21 protein-coding genes are annotated in these 21,439 nt (G+C 35.7%); 10 read left to right on the top strand and 11 right to left on the bottom strand.

Annotation, left to right across the window (positions count from 1 at the left end; all coding sequences use genetic code 11):
- Positions 1-173: 173 nt before the first annotated feature.
- The 6 genes from EGH73_RS07195 to tsf all read right to left on the bottom strand — a co-directional run bounded on the left by EGH73_RS07195 (position 174) and on the right by tsf (position 8,442).
- Complete coding sequence (locus tag EGH73_RS07195) at positions 174-620, bottom strand: DUF6759 domain-containing protein (RefSeq protein WP_123281277.1); 447 nt, start codon at positions 618-620, stop codon at positions 174-176.
- Positions 613-1,293: a tRNA (guanosine(46)-N7)-methyltransferase TrmB gene (gene trmB / locus EGH73_RS07190; RefSeq protein WP_123281276.1), complete on the bottom strand. Its 681-nt coding sequence runs from the start codon at positions 1,291-1,293 to the stop codon at positions 613-615. The genes EGH73_RS07195 and trmB overlap by 8 nt, the downstream gene beginning before the upstream one ends.
- Positions 1,294-1,395: 102 nt before the next feature.
- Complete coding sequence (locus EGH73_RS07185) at positions 1,396-2,196, bottom strand: hypothetical protein (protein WP_123281275.1); 801 nt, start codon at positions 2,194-2,196, stop codon at positions 1,396-1,398.
- A gap of 156 nt (positions 2,197-2,352) precedes the next feature.
- Complete coding sequence (locus EGH73_RS07180) at positions 2,353-5,076, bottom strand: T9SS type B sorting domain-containing protein (protein ID WP_123281274.1); 2,724 nt, start codon at positions 5,074-5,076, stop codon at positions 2,353-2,355.
- A gap of 58 nt (positions 5,077-5,134) precedes the next feature.
- Positions 5,135-7,516 (bottom strand): choice-of-anchor L domain-containing protein, encoded by a 2,382-nt coding sequence (locus EGH73_RS07175; protein ID WP_123281273.1) that lies wholly within the window; start codon positions 7,514-7,516, stop codon positions 5,135-5,137.
- Between the two features lie 98 nt (positions 7,517-7,614).
- The gene (gene tsf / locus EGH73_RS07170) at positions 7,615-8,442 is read right to left on the bottom strand and encodes a translation elongation factor Ts (protein ID WP_089770197.1); all 828 of its coding nucleotides are present in this window, start codon (positions 8,440-8,442) and stop codon (positions 7,615-7,617) included.
- 243 nt (positions 8,443-8,685) lie between these two features.
- Here tsf and EGH73_RS07165 point away from each other — a divergent pair, with 243 nt between their 5' ends.
- From EGH73_RS07165 to EGH73_RS07120, 10 genes are all read left to right on the top strand, one after another.
- Positions 8,686-9,249, top strand: coding sequence for a DUF6759 domain-containing protein (locus EGH73_RS07165; protein WP_089770196.1), 564 nt, complete (start codon positions 8,686-8,688; stop codon positions 9,247-9,249).
- Positions 9,250-9,269: 20 nt separating this feature from the next.
- The gene (locus EGH73_RS07160; protein ID WP_123281272.1) at positions 9,270-10,031 is read left to right on the top strand and encodes a hypothetical protein; all 762 of its coding nucleotides are present in this window, start codon (positions 9,270-9,272) and stop codon (positions 10,029-10,031) included.
- A gap of 73 nt (positions 10,032-10,104) precedes the next feature.
- Positions 10,105-10,719 carry a deoxynucleoside kinase gene (locus EGH73_RS07155; protein WP_089770194.1) on the top strand — a complete coding sequence of 205 codons (615 nt, stop codon included), beginning with the start codon at positions 10,105-10,107 and terminating at the stop codon, positions 10,717-10,719.
- A gap of 59 nt (positions 10,720-10,778) precedes the next feature.
- Positions 10,779-11,129, top strand: coding sequence for an ArsC/Spx/MgsR family protein (locus EGH73_RS07150; RefSeq protein WP_089770193.1), 351 nt, complete (start codon positions 10,779-10,781; stop codon positions 11,127-11,129).
- 157 nt (positions 11,130-11,286) lie between these two features.
- The gene (gene rpmB, locus EGH73_RS07145) at positions 11,287-11,535 is read left to right on the top strand and encodes a 50S ribosomal protein L28 (protein WP_089770192.1); all 249 of its coding nucleotides are present in this window, start codon (positions 11,287-11,289) and stop codon (positions 11,533-11,535) included.
- Positions 11,535-11,717 carry a 50S ribosomal protein L33 gene (rpmG, locus tag EGH73_RS07140; protein WP_027384735.1) on the top strand — a complete coding sequence of 61 codons (183 nt, stop codon included), beginning with the start codon at positions 11,535-11,537 and terminating at the stop codon, positions 11,715-11,717. The genes rpmB and rpmG overlap by 1 nt, the downstream gene beginning before the upstream one ends.
- 19 nt (positions 11,718-11,736) lie before the next feature.
- Positions 11,737-11,892 (top strand): DUF4295 domain-containing protein, encoded by a 156-nt coding sequence (locus tag EGH73_RS07135; protein WP_089770191.1) that lies wholly within the window; start codon positions 11,737-11,739, stop codon positions 11,890-11,892.
- Between the two features lie 123 nt (positions 11,893-12,015).
- Positions 12,016-12,972 (top strand): signal recognition particle-docking protein FtsY, encoded by a 957-nt coding sequence (gene ftsY / locus EGH73_RS07130; RefSeq protein ID WP_123281271.1) that lies wholly within the window; start codon positions 12,016-12,018, stop codon positions 12,970-12,972.
- Positions 12,973-13,003: 31 nt separating this feature from the next.
- Positions 13,004-13,261 carry a GlsB/YeaQ/YmgE family stress response membrane protein gene (locus tag EGH73_RS07125; protein WP_089770189.1) on the top strand — a complete coding sequence of 86 codons (258 nt, stop codon included), beginning with the start codon at positions 13,004-13,006 and terminating at the stop codon, positions 13,259-13,261.
- A 108-nt stretch (positions 13,262-13,369) separates the two neighbouring features.
- Entirely contained in the window at positions 13,370-16,294 is a 2,925-nt protein-coding gene (locus tag EGH73_RS07120) for a reprolysin-like metallopeptidase (protein ID WP_123281270.1), read from the top strand.
- A 71-nt stretch (positions 16,295-16,365) separates the two neighbouring features.
- Here the strand turns inward: EGH73_RS07120 and coaE are convergent, their stop codons facing one another.
- From coaE to EGH73_RS07095, 5 genes are all read right to left on the bottom strand, one after another.
- Positions 16,366-16,947, bottom strand: coding sequence for a dephospho-CoA kinase (coaE, locus tag EGH73_RS07115; RefSeq protein WP_123281279.1), 582 nt, complete (start codon positions 16,945-16,947; stop codon positions 16,366-16,368).
- Positions 16,948-16,999: 52 nt separating this feature from the next.
- Positions 17,000-17,866: an MBL fold metallo-hydrolase gene (locus tag EGH73_RS07110; protein WP_123281269.1), complete on the bottom strand. Its 867-nt coding sequence runs from the start codon at positions 17,864-17,866 to the stop codon at positions 17,000-17,002.
- A gap of 206 nt (positions 17,867-18,072) precedes the next feature.
- The gene (gene ruvB, locus EGH73_RS07105) at positions 18,073-19,095 is read right to left on the bottom strand and encodes a Holliday junction branch migration DNA helicase RuvB (RefSeq protein WP_089770185.1); all 1,023 of its coding nucleotides are present in this window, start codon (positions 19,093-19,095) and stop codon (positions 18,073-18,075) included.
- A 100-nt stretch (positions 19,096-19,195) separates the two neighbouring features.
- Entirely contained in the window at positions 19,196-20,797 is a 1,602-nt protein-coding gene (locus EGH73_RS07100; protein ID WP_123281268.1) for an LIC_10190 family membrane protein, read from the bottom strand.
- A gap of 67 nt (positions 20,798-20,864) precedes the next feature.
- A partial coding sequence (locus EGH73_RS07095) for a YMGG-like glycine zipper-containing protein (RefSeq protein ID WP_245985461.1) occupies positions 20,865-21,439 on the bottom strand: 575 nt, incomplete at its 5' end.

The raw sequence follows: 21,439 nt of genomic DNA, 5'->3' as shown, positions 1-21,439 counted from the left end.
AGGTCTGAAAAAAGTAGAATTGGAGTTCGGTTTACACGCTTTAGCACACAATCTAAGAAAGAAAGTTGCCTAAAGAGGACAACTTTTTCTATTTTCCAAAATAATATACATTTTACCGAAATAAAAAATCCGCCTCAAATTTTGTTGTGAGACGGATTCTCTTTGTTAATGAATTACAGCCTTGAATTTCCTTCTGTTTTTTTTACGATAGTATGTTTTATACTGAGATTAGTGTTATCCAAAAAAAATTTGAACGTTTTGTAAGGCGTCTTACAAACTTCTGATTTTACCTCATAACCACCACGTTCCAGAACAATACTTTCTGTGTTCTTTGCTGCAACTGGCAGTATATAATTGCTTCGCCCTGTAATGTTCAGTGTAAAATCACAATCAGACTCATTACTGATCACCAGTATCATTTTTTCGTTGGAAGGATCCGTGTTAAATAACTGATTGAGCAACATTACTGCTTTTTGTTCTACAGCAAGACTTTTTGGAAGCTTAACAGGATCTGAAGAAAATATAATATTTGAGTTATGGTCCACAAAGACTGGAGATACTGAACGTGTGGCACAACTTGTTAAGGAAATGATGAATGAAAAAAGTAAAAACTTATTCATTTTTTAACTGAAATTTGATATAAGTAATAGTTTTGCCTTTCGATGAAAATAGATCTTCGTAATATGTTCTAATATCCTTGAGCAAAGGTGTATCTGGCTGATATTCTTCTGCCCCGTATATGTCATGGTGAGAGGTGAGGATCTTGTGACCGAATCCTTGCAAAATCCCTAATGTGTACCCATGTAAAAACTCAGAATCTGTTTTAAGATGAATAATACCGTCTTTTTTCATAATCTTTCGGTATTTTCCAAGAAATTCCGGATTGGTAAGCCTGTGTTTTGTTCTCCTGAATTTGATCTGCGGATCTGGAAATGTGATCCATATTTCGGACACCTCGCCTTCCGCAAATAAATGATCAATCAATTCAATCTGCGTTCTTACAAATGCCACATTATTAAGTCCTGACTGAACGGCTTCTTTGGCTCCAAACCAAAATCTGGCACCTTTGATATCAATCCCAATAAAATTTTTATCCGGAAATGCCTTTGCCAATCCCACGGAATATTCTCCTTTTCCACAACCTAACTCCAGAACTATTGGATTATCGTTACCAAAAAAAGCTGCCCATTTTCCTTTGTGTGCGAAACTGCTTATCGCTTCATCGCGTGTTGGCTGTATAACATTTGGTAATATTTTGTTTTCTTCGAATCTGGCAATTTTATTCTTCCCCATATTGTAATTTCTGTGCGCTAAAAAAGCGCAAAAATAAGTTAAAAAAAAATTATTTTTCCAAAAAAAATTAATAAATCAGGGGAAATTTAAAAAAATTCTAAATTAATTTTTAAAATCATCTCTCACTTGCATAATATGAGAATTTTGCAATCTTCGCAGATAAATTGGAAGATATTTTTCTATGTAGATTTTGGCAGCTTCAAAATTATTTGCGTCCAAAAATGTTGTAATGTTATCCGAACTATAGACAAACTGTAAAAAATTAGGAATTAGCTCTTTAGGTATTTTCAGACGTATAAAATAATCATCTCCAAAATAATCCTGAAGCGCTTGGATACTTCTGCTCATCTTCTCATATTGCTGATACCTTTCCTTCTTCTTCTTTTCCCCAGAAATAAGATCAAAAATACTGTCTATACTGAAGCTTAAGCCCTGATTGAAAGACATAACAGGAAGCTCCGGTAAAGAACCGTCACCTGTGGGTTCTGGAAGACCGATCATTTTTCTTAGTTCGAAGGCTTTTTCTGAGGATTTCAGCATAGAAACATCTTTTCTTAAATTTCCCGTGGGACGAAAAGAACTGATAATAACTTCCTGAATCTCGTAATATGCAATCTGGAGTTCTATAAAATTTTTACTCAAATTGAGCATTTGAGATGTCACCGTGATATCTTTTCTTTCTGTAGCGATAGATGTAAATCTAATCACATCTCCTTCTTTTGCCGCAATTCTGAATTCTCCGTTATAATTAGCCAAAACACTTTTATGTTCATTGATATTAGTAACATAAACCTGATTAAGATACAGACTGGATTTATCCCGGATGTATATTTCCCCATTTAGAACTTGCGCTTGTAATTTAGCGAGACACAAAAGCAAAACAATTGTAAAAATCTTCTTCATAATATAGCGGCAAATTTAGACAGAATCACATATAGTACCTCTATAAATAAAAATCCGGCAAGGTTAAAATTTTATTAAACTTTGCCACAAAATTGTTAAGCAATCAGAATTATTTTCTTTTTTGTGAAATTATTGTTAAATGAGTTTCTTTCAATATTAATTTCGGTTTTTTAAAAGGATCCAGCCGGACTTCTGCGTCCTCTGTGAAGTTGAAGACTCATTCCATTCCAGAAGATACCAGTACGAAGAAGTAGGAAGCTCTCTGCCGGCAGATTTTCCATTCCAGATGTAGCGATTCTCCTGTGAACCTCTGAAAACGACCTTTCCATTTCTATCATAGACCTCAAATCTAGGATCTAGTTTGGTCATTAAATCAGAATAATCTATAGAATCATTCGCACCATCATCATTTGGTGTTATGATATTTGATATACCTATAACAGAAAAGTTTTGGGAAACGGGGCTGCAATTATCTGCAGATTTTACATAGACCCTATAACTTCCTTTTCCATCATTGATCGGAAGTCTTGCAGGAAGTTTGTCGAAGTAAGTATATGCAGACTCTGGTATAAAATCAGTTTCCTTTCCATTTTTTTTGATGTAAAAATAATAGCCTGGTGTTCCTTGAGATACATTAATTGTTACAGAATCTGTGCCCGACACTTCAATGGTGTTAATTGTCGGCAGTTCAAAAGTCTTAAGAAGTATTTCCGCTGGTTTATTTCTGTTATCACAATCATATAGATTGGTGACAACGACATAGATTTTATTATCAGGTTTTGATGGATAACTTTCTGTCAAAACATCTGGTATTTTCTGTGTCAAACCAGAATCTGAGTAGTAAGAATATGTTTTATATGGATCCGGATTTACTGTCTCAAAAGCAAACTTAAGATTATAAATTCCTTCACCTTTATCGTTTAAACATTGCGTTTGTTCTGTATTTTTTAGTTTGATTTGGGCAATATTGACCGTCACTGTTACTTCTTCAGAATCTGGGAAAGCACCAAAACCTTCAAAGTAATATTTGAAGGTTACTTGTTCCAAAGTGCTTCCGCTTGCATCAAAGTGAACGGCGCCAGAAGCATCCACATAAGCTACCCCTTCTGCAGGTTTTTGAGAAATAAATGTTTTGGAAGTGTCTATTATAATACTCGGATCCTTTTTAAAAGCCGGAATAATGACAGGTATGCTTTTACAATTACCTATTGTATCCATATCAACAGCAGTAACCTCTGTGCACTTTAAATATTTGAAAGACTTAGTTGTAATTGGCAACGGAGAACAAGAAGTCTTGGTCACGGTACATTTGTAATAACCAAATTTACCGCCTGGATTTATGGAATAGGAGTTTCCCGGATAAGGCACATAAGAACCTACTGTATCATCCGGACTGTAAGTCCATTCAAAAATATCATAAATATCATCTACAACTAATTGCTGCCCTTTTGCACAGTCTCCTGTTTTGGAAATAGCCGGAACAGAACTGAATCCTGCGAAATATCCTCCAAACCCTACATTAGTAGATCCCCCTGCTATACCCGCCGTGACAGCTTTACCATTTTTTGATTCTACAGTAATATTTCCTTTTGCACCCAGCAAGGTATAAACCTCCCAGTCGGAGCTTCCCAATACAGGATAGGGACCAAGTAAGCCTGCTTTGGTATCATTAACGTAAATATCCGCATTCGCTTGTGCTATAATGTTAATTTTAACTTCTGAATGATTAGTTACATTTCCTTCTGAACTAGTATATACTTGGTTTTTATCAACATCATTTAGTTCTTCTATTTTACTTGGCAGAAAGCAGGAAAGAGCAGGAATAAGATTCATTCCACCAGAAGCTTCTTCCCGCAATGAACTACCTGCCAGCAATTGGTAAATATATACATTTTTAGAAGTTGTGATATGCAATCCATAAAGATTATCTTGTACGGAGACGGGAAAATATTTTTCTGATTTTATGAAAAGAGAATCTCCTGCTTTGGAAATTGTATAATCTGGAACAGATGATCTATTATTGTTTAAGAAAATTTGCGTATTATCATCAGTCGCTATAACCAGCGTCTGCTCCATTATGGATGGTATTCTCCCATTGCCGGACATCACTATAAACTCTCGTCCGGTTTTTTCTACAGGAATAGACTGATCCATAAAAATATCTACACCTGTGTCTGCAATTCTCCCTGAGAAACTTCCACAAGATACACTGATTGCTTTATCACTTGTAATCTTTGCACCAATTAATCCTTTCCAAAAATTTTGATTGTTTTCTATTTCGAATATATACGATTCTCCCTTATTTAGAATTATCGTTTTTTCCGTAGATAGAGGACTAGAATCATTGGTAAAAACCAACGAAGGCTCATATCCTGATAAGGTAACTGTTGTAGAATTTTCTGTGGCTATGACACTAGCAGTATGATTAGAAATAAAAGCCTGGGTTCCGAAATTAACTTGTGGCATTCCCAGATAAAACTCTTTCCCCAGGCCGGCTAACCCTTTAGACGTTACGATTTCTGCGTGATTTGTTACGGAAAATCTAAGATTTGCAAAATATTTTTTTTCTCCGACAAGGTGCAATCCCTTATTTAAGACTACCATCCGATCCGCCTTGTCATCGGTAATAATATATTGTCTGGGAATATCAAAAATTTCAGACTTTCCTTTGCTTATAGACTTAGTTCCTAAGAGTGTGTTTCCGTTATAAATCTTAACTTCAAACGGCACTGTTTCTTTTGTAGAAAGATAAATAGACTGATAAGTACTTGGTAATGTTGTATTATTACCCATCGGCGCAAACCAATGCTCCGTATCCATCTGCGCATATGAGTTTACCGAAATAATAAAGACTAATAAAAATAAAAATGCTTTCTTCATTGGAGCAATACAGTAGTTGATACAAATGTAAAGAAAGCATTTTATTTTATTGATATAATCAATTTCTGTTTTTCAAGAGTATCCAGCCAGTGTTCTGCACACGTGTTGGGTTTCCGGATTCATTCCATTCCAGGATATACCAATAAGAAGCGGTCGGAAGCCCTCTTCCGTTAAACTTTCCGTTCCAAATAAACTTATTTTCTGGCATTCCTTTGAAAATCAACTGTCCGTTTCTATCATAGATCTCAAATCTGGGATCAATTTTTGTCAAAAGATCTGAATAATCAATAAAATCATTAATACCATCATCATTGGGTGTGATCACATTTTTAATACCGATTATAGAAAATTTCTGAACAACAGATCCGCAGGCATCTTTAACTTCTATGATATGATCACCTTTTGAAACGGTAAAAACATTGCCTGATTGGTATGGAGATCCATCTAAACTGTACAAATATGGCGGAATCCCATTGGCTGTAAGAATAGTAACTTTATTCCCCTCTATCAAAACATTATTAATAACTAAATCTACGGGTTCTGATATTTTTACAGGCTGAGGATAAACACATCCATTAAAACCAAGTTCTACAATGTAATTTCCAGCCGCCAGATTTTTACCATAACGGTTATTACTAATAGACGTTTGCAAAGGATCCGACTCCTTATACCATTTGTAGGAACTGAATCCCAAATTCAAAGCGGGATCAAAACCATCACCAGCATCCAGATCAATTGTAGTCCCTTTGCAAATAATCGTGTCTTTTAAAATCGATGATTTTTTAGGTTGTTTGAACCTTAACTTAAATGAAGAATAATTATCACAATAGTTTCCCGGCTTTTTTATCCGGATGTAAAATGTTTTTTCAGCTTGTGTAAGACTTAGTGTTTGTGATTTACTGATTGACGGCTTATCCGCTTTGAGCTCTGATATTTTATCATAAAATTTGACATCATTGGGATTGAGCGTTTCTGTTGTCATAAAACCAACATAATCATCCAGATTCACGGTTTTACTTCCTTTGAATTCATTGTCGCAAACATCAAAAACCGGAATTGTGGCTGGCTGCTGCGGATAGTTCATCTGAAGTTGAGAACCGTGGTAGAATCGTAAAACATAATTGTCCGGAGTACAACTGAACGCACCAACCTTCACTGTAATATCCTGAGGATTCTGTGTAAACTCAAAATCATTATCAGGGTTAATTTTAGTTCCGGATTGAGTATAATATTCTACTGTGAAATCTCCATTAAAATTAGTGACAATCTGACTATTAAAATCGGATAATCTTGCAGAATATTTTCCATCAAAATTACCATCACAGACCATAATCTGTGTATTATCTATCTGAGCAATTGGTGCTTTTTCAATTTTAACATTCCCTTCCAGTCTGCAGCCGCTTCCTAAAACAACATTTACACTGAAATTGCCTTCTTCATTAATCACATCATAATAACTCTGATTAATTGGAACCCCCACGATTGGCTGTCCGTCTTTGAACCATGAATACTTGGCTGACGGATCGCTAAGCGGAGGATTGGGTTCTATCCTATAAGGGATATTTTCACAAAGCGGATCGGCATTATTTATGGTAAGATCCTTTCCAATATTGATATTTCCTGTGAAGCTGCCTGCTTTTAAAAAAACCCCTGAATCATACAAAGCATTTCCTTGATCGGCCACAACAAGCTTTATATGATATTTCTGACCAGGAACAACATCTGCTCTTGCAGTTAAAATTGCTGTTTGCCCATTAAAACTAACAGGACCATAATCTGGATTGTAATGTCCAAAATAGGTATTATTTACTTCAGGGCATTTTCCTCCTGCTCCTCTTACATTATTAGATGTAATGGGAACCTGGGTTCCGGGAATAACAGCTATATTTTTATAATCGGTATCAGTAATTTTTTTTATTAAAAAAGCAAATCCATCTGTATAGCCACAAGTTCCGGAATCGCCTTGTCGCAGATATTGCTCAGAAAGAAACATATAATCAAAACTAATTTTATCGCTTTGATTTGAAATAAAGTCAAACTCCAAAATTGTTGCATTAGTAGTATTATTAATGTTAGCACCATTTTCCAGGTCTGGATCTCCAATCCATCCAGATGCTGTGCTGCTTTGAATCCCGGGAAAAGCGCCAACCGCTTCAGAAATCTTTCCTGACGATAATATTATACCTTCATCTATTTCAAAAACACTTCCGTTTTTATTAAAATATCCGAAGCTTGATTCTCCAGTTCCAAAATTAGCTCCTAAAACTGTAACATTATCTACCGTAATACAACTGGCATTTTGAGGACCGATTAAAATATCTTTTACCAACTGCCCAGCGGTATAATTAGGATCAACACTTATATATTGAGCCTGGGTATAATTAATAAGAATCAGGCTTAAAAAGCAAAATAGTGATTGGAAAAATTTAGAATGTTTCATTTAACATAATAGACTGCAAAAATATCCATTAATTATGAAATAAAAAATCCTGCCATAAAAATATAGCAGGATTTAATTTTATTTATTCTGGGTCTTAATTAAGCTAAAGCAACTCTTACAAATCCTGTTACCTTAAGATCAGCATTGATAGATTTTACGTAATCAGCTACTGATACGCTAGAATCCTTGATGAAATCTTGGTGTACCAAAGTATTGTCTTTGTAAAATCTCTGCATTTTACCTTTAAGGATATTATCGATAATGTTTGCTGGTTTTCCTTCCTCAATAAGTTTGTGTCTTTCGATTTCCAATTCTTTGTCGATAGTTTCTTGGGATACAGCATTCTCGTCAAGAGCGATTGGGTTCATTGCAGCAACCTGCATAGAAACAGATTTTGCAGCCTCATCTGCACCATCTACTTTAGCAGAAAGAGAAGTGATTGCAGCAATTTTGTTTCCTGCGTGGATGTAAGCACCTAAGAAAGCACCTTGGATTGTTTCAAAAGAACCAATCTCGATTTTTTCACCGATAACACCTGTTTGCTCGATCAATTTGTCAGCAACAGTCATTCCGTGAAAATCAGAAGCTAGGAACTCTTCTTTGTTAGCATAGGTGATAGCCTGCTCTGCAAGTTCGTAAGCTAGCTCTATGAAAGCTTCGTTCTTAGCCACAAAGTCAGTTTCACAGTTCAAAGAGATTACCACACCTAAAGTGTTATCTTCATTTACTCTTGCGATAACTGCACCTTCAGAAGAATCTCTATCCGCTCTGTTAGCAGCCACTTTTTGTCCTTTTTTTCTAAGGATATCGATTGCTTTTTCGAAATCTCCTTCAGCTTCTACTAAAGCTTTCTTGCAGTCCATCATTCCTGCACCTGTCGTGTTTCTTAGTTTTGCTACGTCTGCAGCTACTGGTGTATAAGACATAATATAGATTGTTTTTTATTTAATTTTCGGATTTTATCTCCATCACTATTTTCAGCGTGCAAATATAGTGAATTTTATAAAAAAAACAGTCATTTCATTTAATCTTAATAAGCTATAATATTTCGAAAACATTAAAATTAACCACTGCACAACGATCGTATTTTTTTGTTAAAAAATACAACACATTACAAGATTTACTTTAATTTTACGTTTTAGTTATATTAAAGTGTTATCAAAAATATAATGAAGCAGATTCTTTTACTTTTATTACTTTCTATATCGGTTAGCTCTTTTTCTCAGGTTAGTGTTTTCGAAGCAAAAAGAACCACAGACCGAGCTGTGGTAGAAAAATTCATCAGAGACAACCCAAATCATCCGGCTGTTACAGAGCTTAAACAGAAAGCACTATCTATGAAATATGGCGGCAATCCTCAGATTGCAAAACCCACTGTTACAACAATGACGGAAAATAAAATAGAAAAAACATCCAAAGTTGGAACAGCCGCTACAAAAGGTGAACCCTCCGAACAAGCAAAAAACACCGCAGCCATCCTTACAAGCCTTTTCAATAATGACCCGAATAAAAAGGAAGCTATTGTTCAGTTTGTCAATAAATCCAAATGTAACCTTATCATTAAAATAAGTGGAAAAAAGTTCTATAACCTTACCGTTCCTTCCAATGGACAGAACTATATCTTGGTAGACAAAGGAAGCTATAATGTATCGACTTCTATTTGTGATGCCGTTTATAATCAAAACAAAGCACTCACAAAAGATGTCATCATAACATTGAATGGTCCAAAGTAAATCATTACAAATATTTCTTCTTGAAACTAATTAAGTTCATATTATTTTTTAGTTGCACTATTCTTTTTTCGCAAAAGAAAATTGACATCGATAGTTTACAGCTTAAAGACACTAAAGAACTTTTTGGAGATGATTACGGCAACATATACCTCTACAAGGCCAAAGATCTGAGCTTCACAAAATACGATTCAGTGGGGAGACAACTTGGCAAGCTGATGATGACTTTTCCATACAAAGTTCAGAGCGTAAACAATCCGCTTAATATTGTAATGTTTTCCGAGAATGCGCAGGAAATCAAGTTTTTCGACCAAAACCTTAATGAAATCCAGAAAATAAGCCTCAGTGATACTTTCGGTTATATCTCTGCTGTATATGCGGAGGATTTACAATTTGCTTGGATGATAGATGACAGTAATAAAACGCTGCTCCAGTTCAACTTCAGAAGTAATTCTGTCATCAACTCATTTCCGTTCGGAACTAATTTTCAATCTATAAAGGATTTTCTTGTTTATGATAACAAAATTTATATTCTGAAGGAAAACAATTTTGAAGTGTATAACACAAAAGGCGATCTGTTATATTCTGCAGTGATTAATAACGCTAAAAAAATTAGAAGAAGTAATGACAAAATCTATATTTTCAGTGATAAAAAAATTACGCAATTTGACGGAAAATCTTTAATAGAAACCTTCGGCAATGCCGACGCAAAAATTGTGGATAAAAACACTTCAGGATTTTTGGCACTCATAAAAGACAAACTATATCTTTACAACCTTAAATAATAAAAACGAACTTTGATAAATCATAGTAAATTTATCATCGGTAATCACCCATCATTTATCAATAATAATAACGATGCATATAGCTGTCACAGGGAACATCGGTGCCGGAAAAACCACACTCACAACAATGCTGTCCAAACATTACGGTTGGGAAGCACAATTTGAAGATGTAGATCACAATCCTTATTTGGATGATTTTTATGGTGATATGTCCAAATGGAGTTTTGCACTTCAGATCTATTTCTTGGGAAGCAGATTCCGACAGGTAAAGGAGATCCGCGAGAGTGGCAAAAATGTAATCCAAGACAGAACCATCTATGAAGATGCACATATTTTTGCTGAGAATCTTGCTGAAATGAACCTCCTGTCCGAAAGAGATTTTAAAAACTATCTTTCTGTTTTTCAACTGATGAAAGACTTTGTTTCGGCACCTGATTTGCTAATCTATTTAAGAGCTGATATTCCGACTCTTGTAAAGCAAATCGCAAAAAGAGGAAGGGAATACGAAACCAGCATAAGCATAGATTATCTCTCCAAACTTAATAATAAATATCAGAACTGGATAGAAAATTATAAAGAAGGCAAGCTTCTTATCATCGATGTTGATGATCTGGACTTTGTAGAAAAACAGGAAGACTTTGGTTATATACTGGAAAGAATAGATGGAGAACTGAACGGTTTGTTTTAAATTATTTCGGCAATAATTTTGACAAACCTCAAAATTAAATTGTCGATAATAATAAAACCATGATTAAAGTAATTCATAATAGCAAATGTCCAAAGTCAAGAGCCATTTTGGAATACTTGGACGAAAATGATATTAAGTTTCAAATTATTGACGTTATAAAAGAGCCGCTAAGTCTTTTCGAACTGAGGACTCTATTTAAAAAACTCAATAAAAAACCAAGTAAAATACTTAGGAAATCCGAAGATATTTTCAAAGAGCATTTTTCTAATTATGAAACAGTTAATGAAGAGGAAGCATTGGAAATCATCGCTAGACATCCGGAAGTAATCCAGTGCCCTATTCTTATAAAAGGAAGAATTGCGATGCTAGGCAATCCCCTGGAGAATGTAAAATTCTTTATCGAAAATTAAAACGTAATTTTCGATATTACGTTACGAAGTGTTTAGAGTCTAAACTTAGAACTAAACACTTATTTTTTTATAATTAATTTAAAATTATTTGCCTATCTGAAAAATAATTCTTTATTTTGCACTCTCAAATATTCATTAGTCAAAAGAACATCGAGATATGTCAAGAATTTGCCAAATAACAGGTAAGCGTGCAATGGTAGGAAACAACGTTTCCCACGCTAATAACAAAACGAAAAGACGTTTTGAAATTAATTTACTAGAGAAGAAATTTTATCTTCCTGAGCAGGAGAAACACGTTACTTTAAAAGTATCTGCTCACGGATTAAGAGTTATCAATAAGATTGGTATAGAAGAAGCTATCGAAAGAGCAGCTAGAAACGGATTCATTAAAAATACGACTAAGTAATGGCTAAAAAAGGTAACAGAGTTCAGGTAATTCTAGAATGTACTGAGCACAAGGAAAGCGGCGTAGCAGGAATGTCAAGATACATTACTACAAAAAATAAAAAGAATACTACAGAAAGACTGGAGCTTAAAAAGTTCAACCCAGTTCTTAAGAAGTATACTGTTCATAAAGAAATTAAGTAATTTATAAAAATAATTTACAATGGCAAAAAAGGTAGTAGCAACGCTTCAAGGTGGTGCTGGATCAAAAAAAATGACAAAAGTAATCAAAATGGTGAAGTCTCCTAAATCTGGAGCTTACGTTTTTGAAGAAAAAGTAATGAACGCTGACGAAGTTGAAGGTTATTTAAAAAAATAATCCATAAACTGATACAATATAAAAACTACTCTTTTTAGGGTAGTTTTTTTGTTATCTTTGTTTTGATTCAAAATAAAAATCTAAGGATCATTTATTGATTTTCATTTATCATTTATACATAGAATGAGCTGGTTTAAAAAAATATTCAAAAAAGAAGAAAAAGATACACTTGATAAGGGTTTGGAAAAATCCAGCCAAGGATTCTTTGACAAAATTTCAAGAGCTGTTGTTGGAAAAAACACTGTAGATGATGAGGTGCTTGATGACCTAGAAGATGTTCTTATTGCTTCTGACGTAGGTGCGGAAACAACTATCAAGATTATTAAAAGAATTGAAGAACGCGTTGCCAAAGATAAGTACGTGAACGTATCCGAACTGGACCGGATCCTGCGCGAAGAAATATCTGGCCTACTTCTGGAAAATCCTCATTTGCACACCGACAATATAGATACTTCTAAAAAACCATATGTCATTATGGTAGTAGGCGTGAATGGTGTTGGAAAGACAACAACTATTGGAAAACTGGCAAATCAATTCAAATCTCAAGGACTTAAAGTAGTCTTAGGTGCGGCAGACACTTTCCGAGCTGCAGCCGTAGATCAGCTGGTCATTTGGAGTGAGCGCGTTGGCGTTCCGATTGTAAAACAAGAGATGGGATCTGATCCTGCCTCTGTTGCATTTGATACCGTTCAGTCTGCGGTTGCCCAAAACGCAGATGTTGTAATAATAGATACTGCTGGAAGGCTTCATAATAAAGTCAACCTAATGAACGAACTTTCTAAAATAAAACGTGTAATGCAAAAGGTACTTCCCGATGCACCACACGAAGTTTTATTGGTTTTAGACGGTTCTACAGGTCAGAATGCTTTTGAACAGGCAAAACAGTTTACCGCAGCTACAGAAGTTTCTGCTTTAGCGGTTACAAAACTGGACGGAACGGCCAAAGGCGGCGTGGTGATAGGAATATCAGATCAGTTCCAGGTTCCTGTGAAATACATAGGCGTAGGAGAAAAGATGGAAGACCTTCAGATTTTTAACGGTATGGAATTTGTAGATTCATTTTTCAAACAGCGAAATTGATTACAAATTTTTAACTTAAAAAGATTAAACTATGGGTATTTTAACTTGGATTATCTTCGGACTTATTGCCGGAGCCATTGCAAAAGCTATCCACCCTGGTAAAGATCCAGGAGGCTGGCTTGTAACGATCATTATTGGTATTGTAGGCGCTTTTATAGGTGGTGCAATCGGAACATATGTCCTCGGCTGGGGTGATGTAGACTCTTTTTGGAGTCCAAGAAGTTGGCTATTGGCCATTGGTGGCTCAGTCTTATTATTATTTATTTATAGTATGCTCACCAAAAAGTAAATTCAACAATAATTAAAATTTTTTACATTTTATTGAAAAAGCATCAGGTTTTCTGATGCTTTTTTAATTATTAAATCATATATTTGGTAAGTTAAAAATTTATTAATAATGAAGAAAATCTTTACTACTCTCCTTTCTTTTGGGATGGTAGCTGGTGCATTAGCTCAGTGGACACCTACAACTATGAAAGGTGAAAATCTACGGCAAAATGGAGCAACCAAGTTTTATTCTTTGGATGTTAACGCTATTCGCACACAACTGCAAAATGCCCAACCTACAGGGAAGGACAGCAAACCAGTAATCATTAGTGTACCAACTTTAAATGGTAAAATTGAAAGATTTAAAGTCTACAGTTTACCTGTAGTGGTGCAATCTTTGGCAGACAGATACCAATTGGGATCATATGTTGGAACCGGTATAGATGATCCGGAAAAGTACATAAGATTTTCTGTAGCTCCAGACGATTTCCAGTCGATGATCATTAAAAATGGCATCTATGAATTTGTAGAACCACAGAACAAAGAAAAATCGGTTTATGGGGTTCATCCAAAGACCAACAAAACCAGTGGAGCAAATGGATCTTGGCTTTGTAATAGTACCGAGCCTCTTGTCACAAAGAAGGAAATAGAAAAGCTTGCAAATAGTTCTAGCTTCGCAAACAGTGCTACAGATTTTTCTAAAGCATCTGATCAGAAGTATAGAACAATGCGTCTAGCAATGTCAGTAACAGGAGAATACACACAGTATTTTGGGGGTGTTGCTCAAGCGTTATCTGCTATTAATGCAACATTGACACGTTGTAACGGAGTTTTTGAGAATGATTTTGCATTACATTTAATTCTTCAGGATTTCCCTCAGCTTATTTACACCGATCCTGAAACTGATCCATATTCTAACGCAAATGTAGGAACCGCAAGTAGTAATTCCAGCACTTTGCAGGGATGGGGACTTCAGCTTCAGAATACATTATCAACAACCATAGGCAGCAGTGCTTACGATATTGGACATTTATTTGGTGCTACAGGAGGTGGCGGTAATGCTGGCTGTATAGGCTGTGTTTGTATCAACCCAACAGATATCACAAGTACCAACTTAAATAAAGGAAAAGGATCTGCTTTCACTTCACCTGCAGATGGTATCCCAAAAGGAGACAACTTTGACATAGATTATGTTGCCCACGAAATAGGACATCAATTAGGTGCCAATCATACATTTTCTATGAGTCTGGAGGGCACTGGCCAAAATGTAGAGCCAGGATCAGGATCCACAATTATGGGATACGCAGGTATCACTAGTGCGGATGTTCAGGCACATTCAGATCCATACTTCCATATCAACAGTATTATACAGGTACAGAACAATCTTACTTCTAAAACCTGTGATATTGAGACGGCAGTAGCAAATCAGCCACCAGTAATTGTTGCTATGCCAGACGTAACCATTCCTAAGAGTACTGCTTTCGTATTAACCGCGCAGGCAACTGATGCGGAAGGAAACCCTATTACATATTGCTGGGAACAAACCGATAGTGCAACTTCTACGACCAGTACAAGCAATTTAGGGAACAATACCAATGGACCTACATTCAGATCTTGGAATCCTACAACTAACCCTACGAGATATTTCCCTAAACTTAGTACAGTTTTAGCAGGAAATTTAAAAAGTACAACAGATTGGGAAGCTGTTTCTACAGTTGCAAGAACAACCAATTATAAAGTAACGGTACGAGACAATAATCCGGACAAAACACAACAACAAACTCAATATGGCACTCAACGAGTTGTTGTAGGAACTGCAGGACCATTTAAAGTGACATCTACAAAGGTTTACAACAATGCTCCAGCCGCTTTCACTTGGGATCCAGTGGGAACAACTGCTGCGCCATATAATGTAGCGAATGTAAAAATAGATTACACCACTGATAATGGTAATACTTGGACTGTTTTAGCAGCATCTACTCCTAATGATGGAACAGAGGAACTGAACTTTAATACGTTCGCTACCAATTCTCAACTTACAATAAGAGTTTCCGCTTTAGGTAATGTTTTCTACGCTGTTGGAAAAGTTACAGTTTCTGAAATGATGAATTGTAATGGAACAGCTCCAGCTGGTCTTGCAGCTTCAGAGATTAGTCAGACCGGTGCAAAAATAGATTGGGATGCTGTAGCTAATGCCACTTATACATTAAGATATAAAAAAGCTGCTGATACCAACTGGACAGAGGTTAACAATCTTACAACTAATACTTATACGATTTCTGGATTGGTATTAAGTACAGCTTATAATGTAAGTGTAGCTAACGTTTGTAGCGGATCAACTGGTGCTTACGCCACCACTGATTTTACAACAAAAGGTATTGAATATTGCACTGCGGGAGCATCTTCTACAAGTTATGAGAAAATATCAAATGTGACGTTTGCAAACATTAATAACAATTCTACATCTACAGCTGGATATGAAGATTTCACTACTGTTATAGGGAATGTAAATGCTGGTCAGACTTACAATTTCTCAGCATCATTTTCCGGAACTTCTTATGCTGAGGACCAAGTGTTAGTATGGATAGACCTAAACCAAGATGGTAATTTTGATGATGCTGGTGAGAAAGTATTGGTAACAACTGCAAAGAAATCTCCGTGGACAGGAAGTATTGCAATACCTGCTACTGCAAAAATAGGACAAACAAGAATGAGAGTACGTCTTCACGATTCTACACTCACACCAAACACTACACCTTGCGGAACATCCGGTTATGGACAGGTAGAAGATTATACTCTGAACGTTGGTCAGCTAGCCGTTTCTGATGTTAAGAAAAACTCGGTAAATGTGTATCCTAACCCAGCAAAAGATATCATTAATATTTCTAATGTATCTTCAAAAGCTCAGTTCGAGATCTACTCTGTAGGTGGACAATTGGTAAACCAAGGAACAACAGATGGAAAAGTAAATGTTTCTAAGTTAACAAAAGGCGTTTACATCCTATCTGTAGAATCTAACGGAGAGAAAACTCAAACTAAATTCATCAAGAATTAATCAATAATTCTATCAATAGAAAACCCCGAATAATATTCGGGGTTTTGTTTTTTTATGAGATAAAGTAATTTCTAATTAAGTTCACTAACAACAGCATCAGTTGCAACTCGCAAACTTTCCAAATCAGAATTATTGTAAATGATATAATCCGCTAATTTGATTTTATCTTTTTCCGGCATTTGCTTCTGTATAATGGCTTCGACTTCACGATAAGTTTTATCATCTCTATCCATTGTCCTTTTGATTCTGAGGTTGTCATCCGCTGTTATCAAAAGAGATTTGTAGCATTGCAGATGCAATTTCAGTTCAAAAAGAAGCGCGGTTTCTTTGAAAACAAATTCTGATTTTTGAGAATTCATCCACCTTTCAAAATCTATTTTCACCGCTGGATGAATCAAATGATTTAATTGTTCTAATAGTTCAGAATTATTAAAGACTTTTTCAGCAACATATTTCCGATTATAAACGCTATTAGAATAAGCCTCAGATCCCAAAAGCTCAATGATTTTTTCTTTTAAAACAGAATCTTTGTTGACAATATTTTTTGCCTCGTCATCCGAATAATAAACAGGAAAACCTTTTTCCTCTAATAATTTTGCAACTGTTGTTTTTCCGGAGCCAATTCCACCCGTTAATCCAATAATCTTGGGTATGGGAACATCTTCTTCTTGATTTTGATTAATATCTTGTATTTCCATAATTTATTTAATATCCAAAAACTTCATTAAAACTAAAAGTCTGGTCTAATTTCACTCCTCTTTCTGTCATTTTCACACTTGCCAATTCGTTATGCGCATCGTGTTCAAAAAACAAAAGATAATCATTATCCACACATTGCTTCAAAAACTTTCCTTTCTCTTCCAAGGTAAGCAATGGTCTAGTATCATAACCCATTACATAAACCTGCGGAATATGTCCTGCTGTCGGAATCAAATCTGCTGCAAAAACAATTGTTTTTTCCTGATACTGAAGAACAGGAAGCATTTGTTTTTCCGTATGTCCATCTACAAAAATGACATCCATTTTCAAATCGGGAGCGAATCCATAATTACCGGTTGTTGGCAATGGTAAGAAATTAAGTTGTCCGCTTTCTTCCAAAGGCAAAATATTCTCTCTCAGGAAACTTGCTTTTTCTCTAGGATTAGGTTCCGTTGCCCATTTCCAGTGATTTTCGTTGGTCCAGAAATGCGCATTTTTGAACGCTGGTCTGTAACCAGATTTGTCATCATTCCACTCTACTGCGCCACCACAATGATCGAAGTGAAGATGGGTGAGAAAAACGTCTGTAATATCCTCTTTTACAAACCCGAACTTCTTAAGATTTTTATCCAAAGAATCGTCGCCCCAAAGGGAATAATGCCCAAAAAATTTTTCATCCTGCTTGTTACCAAGTCCGCAATCTATCAATATTAATTTTTTGCCATCTTCCACCAAAAGTGAACGTGTTCCCAATTCGATGAGATTTTTTTTGTCAGCTGGATTTGTTTTTTCCCAAAGCGTTTTCGGAACAACACCAAACATTGCACCACCATCTAATTTGAATTTTCCACATTGGATTGGATATAGCTTCATATAAGTTTTGTTTTGTTACTAATATAAGAATTATAGTCGAATTGCCAACATCGAATTGCTGCAGCCCGACCTGAGTGGAGCTCTTTTTCCGGAATTGCGGAGCCGACTTATCTTTAATTGGTCTTAGGTTTTTCGCAATTCCGGAAAAAAGCGGGAATCCTTCGTCAAGCTCAGGATAAACTAAGGGCGGAAATAGCTGCCCAAATTTAAAATAATTCTCCAGGATTTTTTGGTCTGGAAATCCCCAGATGCTTGTAAGCTTTTTCCGTCACTTCTCGTCCACGAGGCGTTCTGATGATGAATCCTTCCTGGATTAGAAATGGCTCATAGACCTCTTCCAAAGTCTCAGGGTTTTCGCCTATGGAAGTTGCTAAAGCTGAGATTCCGACTGGCTTTCCGCGGAAATTCTCTATCATCACCCGCATAATTTTGTTATCCATATCATCGAGTCCAAACTCATCTACGTTCAGAGAATCCAACGCATATTTTGTGATGTTGATTTCGATTTCTCCATTTCCTTTGATTTCGGCAAAATCTCGGACTCTGCGCAAAAGGGCGTTGGCTATTCTGGGTGTTCCACGGCTTCTTCTGGCAATTTCCAGCGCTGCATCTTCATAGATTGGAACGCCTAGAACCCTTGCACTTCTTTCGATAATCATCCCGAGAAGTTCTATCGTATAGTATTCTAAACGGCTTTGGATTCCGAATCTCGCAAGCATCGGCTTGGTGAGCATCCCGCTTCTGGTGGTAGCGCCTATTAATGTAAACGGATTAAGGCCGATCTGAACACTTCTGGCATTGGGACCGGTTTCCAGCATAATGTCAATTTTATAATCTTCCATTGCAGAATAAAGATATTCTTCCACAATCGGGGACAGACGATGGATCTCATCTATAAAAAGGACATCATTTTCTTCCAAATTGGTGAGCAAGCCAGCCAAACTTCCCGGTTTATCCAGAACAGGACCGGAAGTAATTTTGCAGTTCACGCCCAGCTCATTGGCAATGATGTGAGATAAGGTTGTTTTTCCTAATCCTGGCGGGCCGTGCAGAAGAACATGATCCAGCGCTTTGCCGCGCTTTTTGGCTGCTGCTACAAATACTTCCAAATTGTCCAACGTTTTTCGCTGGCCAGCAAAATCCCGGAAGCTCTGTGGACGGATCTTTTCTTCCTGAATCAAATCGTCATCAGAATAATTGTCTTTATCGGGATGTAAAAAATCAGGCATTGGTTATAAGATTGATAAATGCTAGTTGATGATCGGTGAGAAGTTATTTCTAATTCCCGCTTTTCAATTAACATTCAAAGATAGAGAAATTTTGAGGGAATCACGGTGTGCATTTTTCTAAATCGACGATGATTTTTTTGAGTTCCAATCTTTCTTCGTTAGTCATTTTCCTCTGTACGAAGCCGCCTTTATCTAATTGTGGGAAAATATTATAATATTCATAAGTTTTCAGCCAGTATAATGGTATTGCCGGAAATGGTGCCTGCTCAATCAATTTTTCTGTCGCATTGAACTTTAGATTTCCGAGCTGGTAAGATTTATAATTTTCTATATGCAATTCTACTGGTCTGATGAGTTGTGAGGCGGTAAACCCCAACATCCATTTTCCCAAATGAAATCTCTGTTTCACAAAATCTGGAAAAGTAAAAACCACAGCGGTCAAAACTGACAAAAACACAGCTGTGAAAATAGTTTTCTCATAACTAATATCCTTGACCAAAACAAAAATGGTAATTAAATATACATCAATAAAAAAACGATACTGAGCTGAAATGATAATAAGTAAAACAAATTTAACAATTACACTTACAAAGATTATTTTATAAATCAATTGTTTTCTTTTAACTGCGAAAATGCCTAAAATAACTAAACATAAAATAATAGCGATATTGAAAACCGATTTATAGCCCGAAGTAAACCAATGATAAATTTTTTCCCAAATATTAAATACCGATATCTGCTGATAAGAATATGCCATATCATAGGACTTCATATAGCCTATTTGAGAAGAATAAGTCAATATTTCCTTACTTGGCTTCCACGCGAAATTGAGGTCTAAGGAGGATAATGGAAAAACAGGAAATCCAAAGAGCCAGATATTTTTGATTGTAAACATCAAGCTGAAAATAAAAATTGGAATCAGCGATTTTAATTTAAAACTCCCGGAATGAAAACTTTCTAAAATAACTAAAATTGGTAACCAAAAAGAAATCGGTTTTATGCAAAAAGCGAAAAGTGAGAGCGCCAGGACGAATGTGTTATTCCGCCTCTCTATAATCTCATTAAGAATAATCAATGTGAGAATAAACACCGGCAAATCTGGGCTAGGCTGCTGTATAAAAATCAGAAAAAAAGGAAAAAACACGAGAAAAGCCGACTTCTTATTTTGGTAAATATAGATTAGAAAAAGGACTAAAAGATATGTATTGATCCTGAAATTAACATCAATAAAATCAGAAAGACCCGACTGATAGATATGCCAGAAAGAAGTCTGCCCAAGGAGAAGATCAAGGTTTGATATTCCTTTTACAAAACCTATCTCCTTAAGATAATGTATGGTAGAGATATAATAAATGTAATGATCATACAGATAGGGTGAAAATGATCCCAAAAAAATAATCAGGATTACAAAAATCCAAAACCAGAAATCTAAATTTTTTCTGAATTCTAAAATCGTAATATCTTTCTCCTTAATAAACCATAAAACCCCTGACAAACCCAGCATAAAAAGTGTGATCTCTACTCTGTAATCCAATGGTACAAAAAAAGCACATAAAGTTTCGATAAAAATGATTCCCATCATTCCGTAAAGTGAAACTTGAAAAAAACCTATTTCTCTATTTTTCAGCAATTTACTGATTATAAATCCACTACCAAAATTGACAATGATAAGGAATATGATGGTTTTTAAGATAATAAACATAAAAAAGATTGCTTATAAAAATAAGCAATCTTTTCGTGTTAAAAATATATATATGAAGAAATTTAATCTACTTCTGAACCCTGCCGGATTTTCTGTCCTCTGCCCTACCAATTGTATAACCTGTTGCACCACCGGCTATACCACCGATTACCGCACCTAGTCCTGGGTTTTTCTTAGAAATAATTGCACCGGCAGCTGCACCACCTACCGTACCGATCACAGTACCTTTCGCCGCACTACTCCAGCCTTTTTTCTGTGTTGCTGTAGTTCCAGTGGAAGAAGAAGTTCCTGAAGAGCTGGATCCGGATGATGATGTTCCTGCATATGAACCCGAAGAACTTCTAGAGCTGTTTCTGTAAACTACACGCTCTTTTACCGGCGTTTGTTTTTTTGCTTTCTCTTCGGTAACTTTATTTAAACTATCTTTTTGTTTTTCGAAGTTAATCTTTTCTTTTTCAATGGCTAGCTTTTGTTTTTCCAAATCTATCTGTCTAGCCTGATAATCTAGTTTCTGTTGCTCCAAAGATGTTGTCGTTTGCAGTTTTTCATCCTTATTACAAGAAGTTAATAATAGTATTGAAACTGCTCCGGTTAAAAATAAGCTTTTCATAACATTTAATTTAACCCAAATTCCGCAATAGA

It is taken from the genome of Epilithonimonas hominis, assembly GCF_003730015.1.
GTDB classification, from domain to species: Bacteria; Bacteroidota; Bacteroidia; order Flavobacteriales; family Weeksellaceae; genus Epilithonimonas; species Epilithonimonas hominis.
Note: the sequence above shows the minus strand (reverse complement) of the source record. Positions and strands in the feature narration are given on the sequence as shown.

Coding starts and splice junctions, on each gene's coding strand:
- EGH73_RS07195 (WP_123281277.1), bottom strand. CDS start 620: ATGAATAAGTTTTTACTTTTTTCATTCATCATTTCCTTAACAAGTTGT.
- trmB (WP_123281276.1), bottom strand. CDS start 1,293: ATGGGGAAGAATAAAATTGCCAGATTCGAAGAAAACAAAATATTACCA.
- EGH73_RS07185 (WP_123281275.1), bottom strand. CDS start 2,196: ATGAAGAAGATTTTTACAATTGTTTTGCTTTTGTGTCTCGCTAAATTA.
- EGH73_RS07180 (WP_123281274.1), bottom strand. CDS start 5,076: ATGAAGAAAGCATTTTTATTTTTATTAGTCTTTATTATTTCGGTAAAC.
- EGH73_RS07175 (WP_123281273.1), bottom strand. CDS start 7,516: ATGAAACATTCTAAATTTTTCCAATCACTATTTTGCTTTTTAAGCCTG.
- tsf (WP_089770197.1), bottom strand. CDS start 8,442: ATGTCTTATACACCAGTAGCTGCAGACGTAGCAAAACTAAGAAACACG.
- EGH73_RS07165 (WP_089770196.1), top strand. CDS start 8,686: ATGAAGCAGATTCTTTTACTTTTATTACTTTCTATATCGGTTAGCTCT.
- EGH73_RS07155 (WP_089770194.1), top strand. CDS start 10,105: ATGCATATAGCTGTCACAGGGAACATCGGTGCCGGAAAAACCACACTC.
- EGH73_RS07150 (WP_089770193.1), top strand. CDS start 10,779: ATGATTAAAGTAATTCATAATAGCAAATGTCCAAAGTCAAGAGCCATT.
- rpmB (WP_089770192.1), top strand. CDS start 11,287: ATGTCAAGAATTTGCCAAATAACAGGTAAGCGTGCAATGGTAGGAAAC.
- rpmG (WP_027384735.1), top strand. CDS start 11,535: ATGGCTAAAAAAGGTAACAGAGTTCAGGTAATTCTAGAATGTACTGAG.
- EGH73_RS07135 (WP_089770191.1), top strand. CDS start 11,737: ATGGCAAAAAAGGTAGTAGCAACGCTTCAAGGTGGTGCTGGATCAAAA.
- ftsY (WP_123281271.1), top strand. CDS start 12,016: ATGAGCTGGTTTAAAAAAATATTCAAAAAAGAAGAAAAAGATACACTT.
- EGH73_RS07125 (WP_089770189.1), top strand. CDS start 13,004: ATGGGTATTTTAACTTGGATTATCTTCGGACTTATTGCCGGAGCCATT.
- EGH73_RS07120 (WP_123281270.1), top strand. CDS start 13,370: ATGAAGAAAATCTTTACTACTCTCCTTTCTTTTGGGATGGTAGCTGGT.
- EGH73_RS07110 (WP_123281269.1), bottom strand. CDS start 17,866: ATGAAGCTATATCCAATCCAATGTGGAAAATTCAAATTAGATGGTGGT.
- ruvB (WP_089770185.1), bottom strand. CDS start 19,095: ATGCCTGATTTTTTACATCCCGATAAAGACAATTATTCTGATGACGAT.
- EGH73_RS07100 (WP_123281268.1), bottom strand. CDS start 20,797: ATGTTTATTATCTTAAAAACCATCATATTCCTTATCATTGTCAATTTT.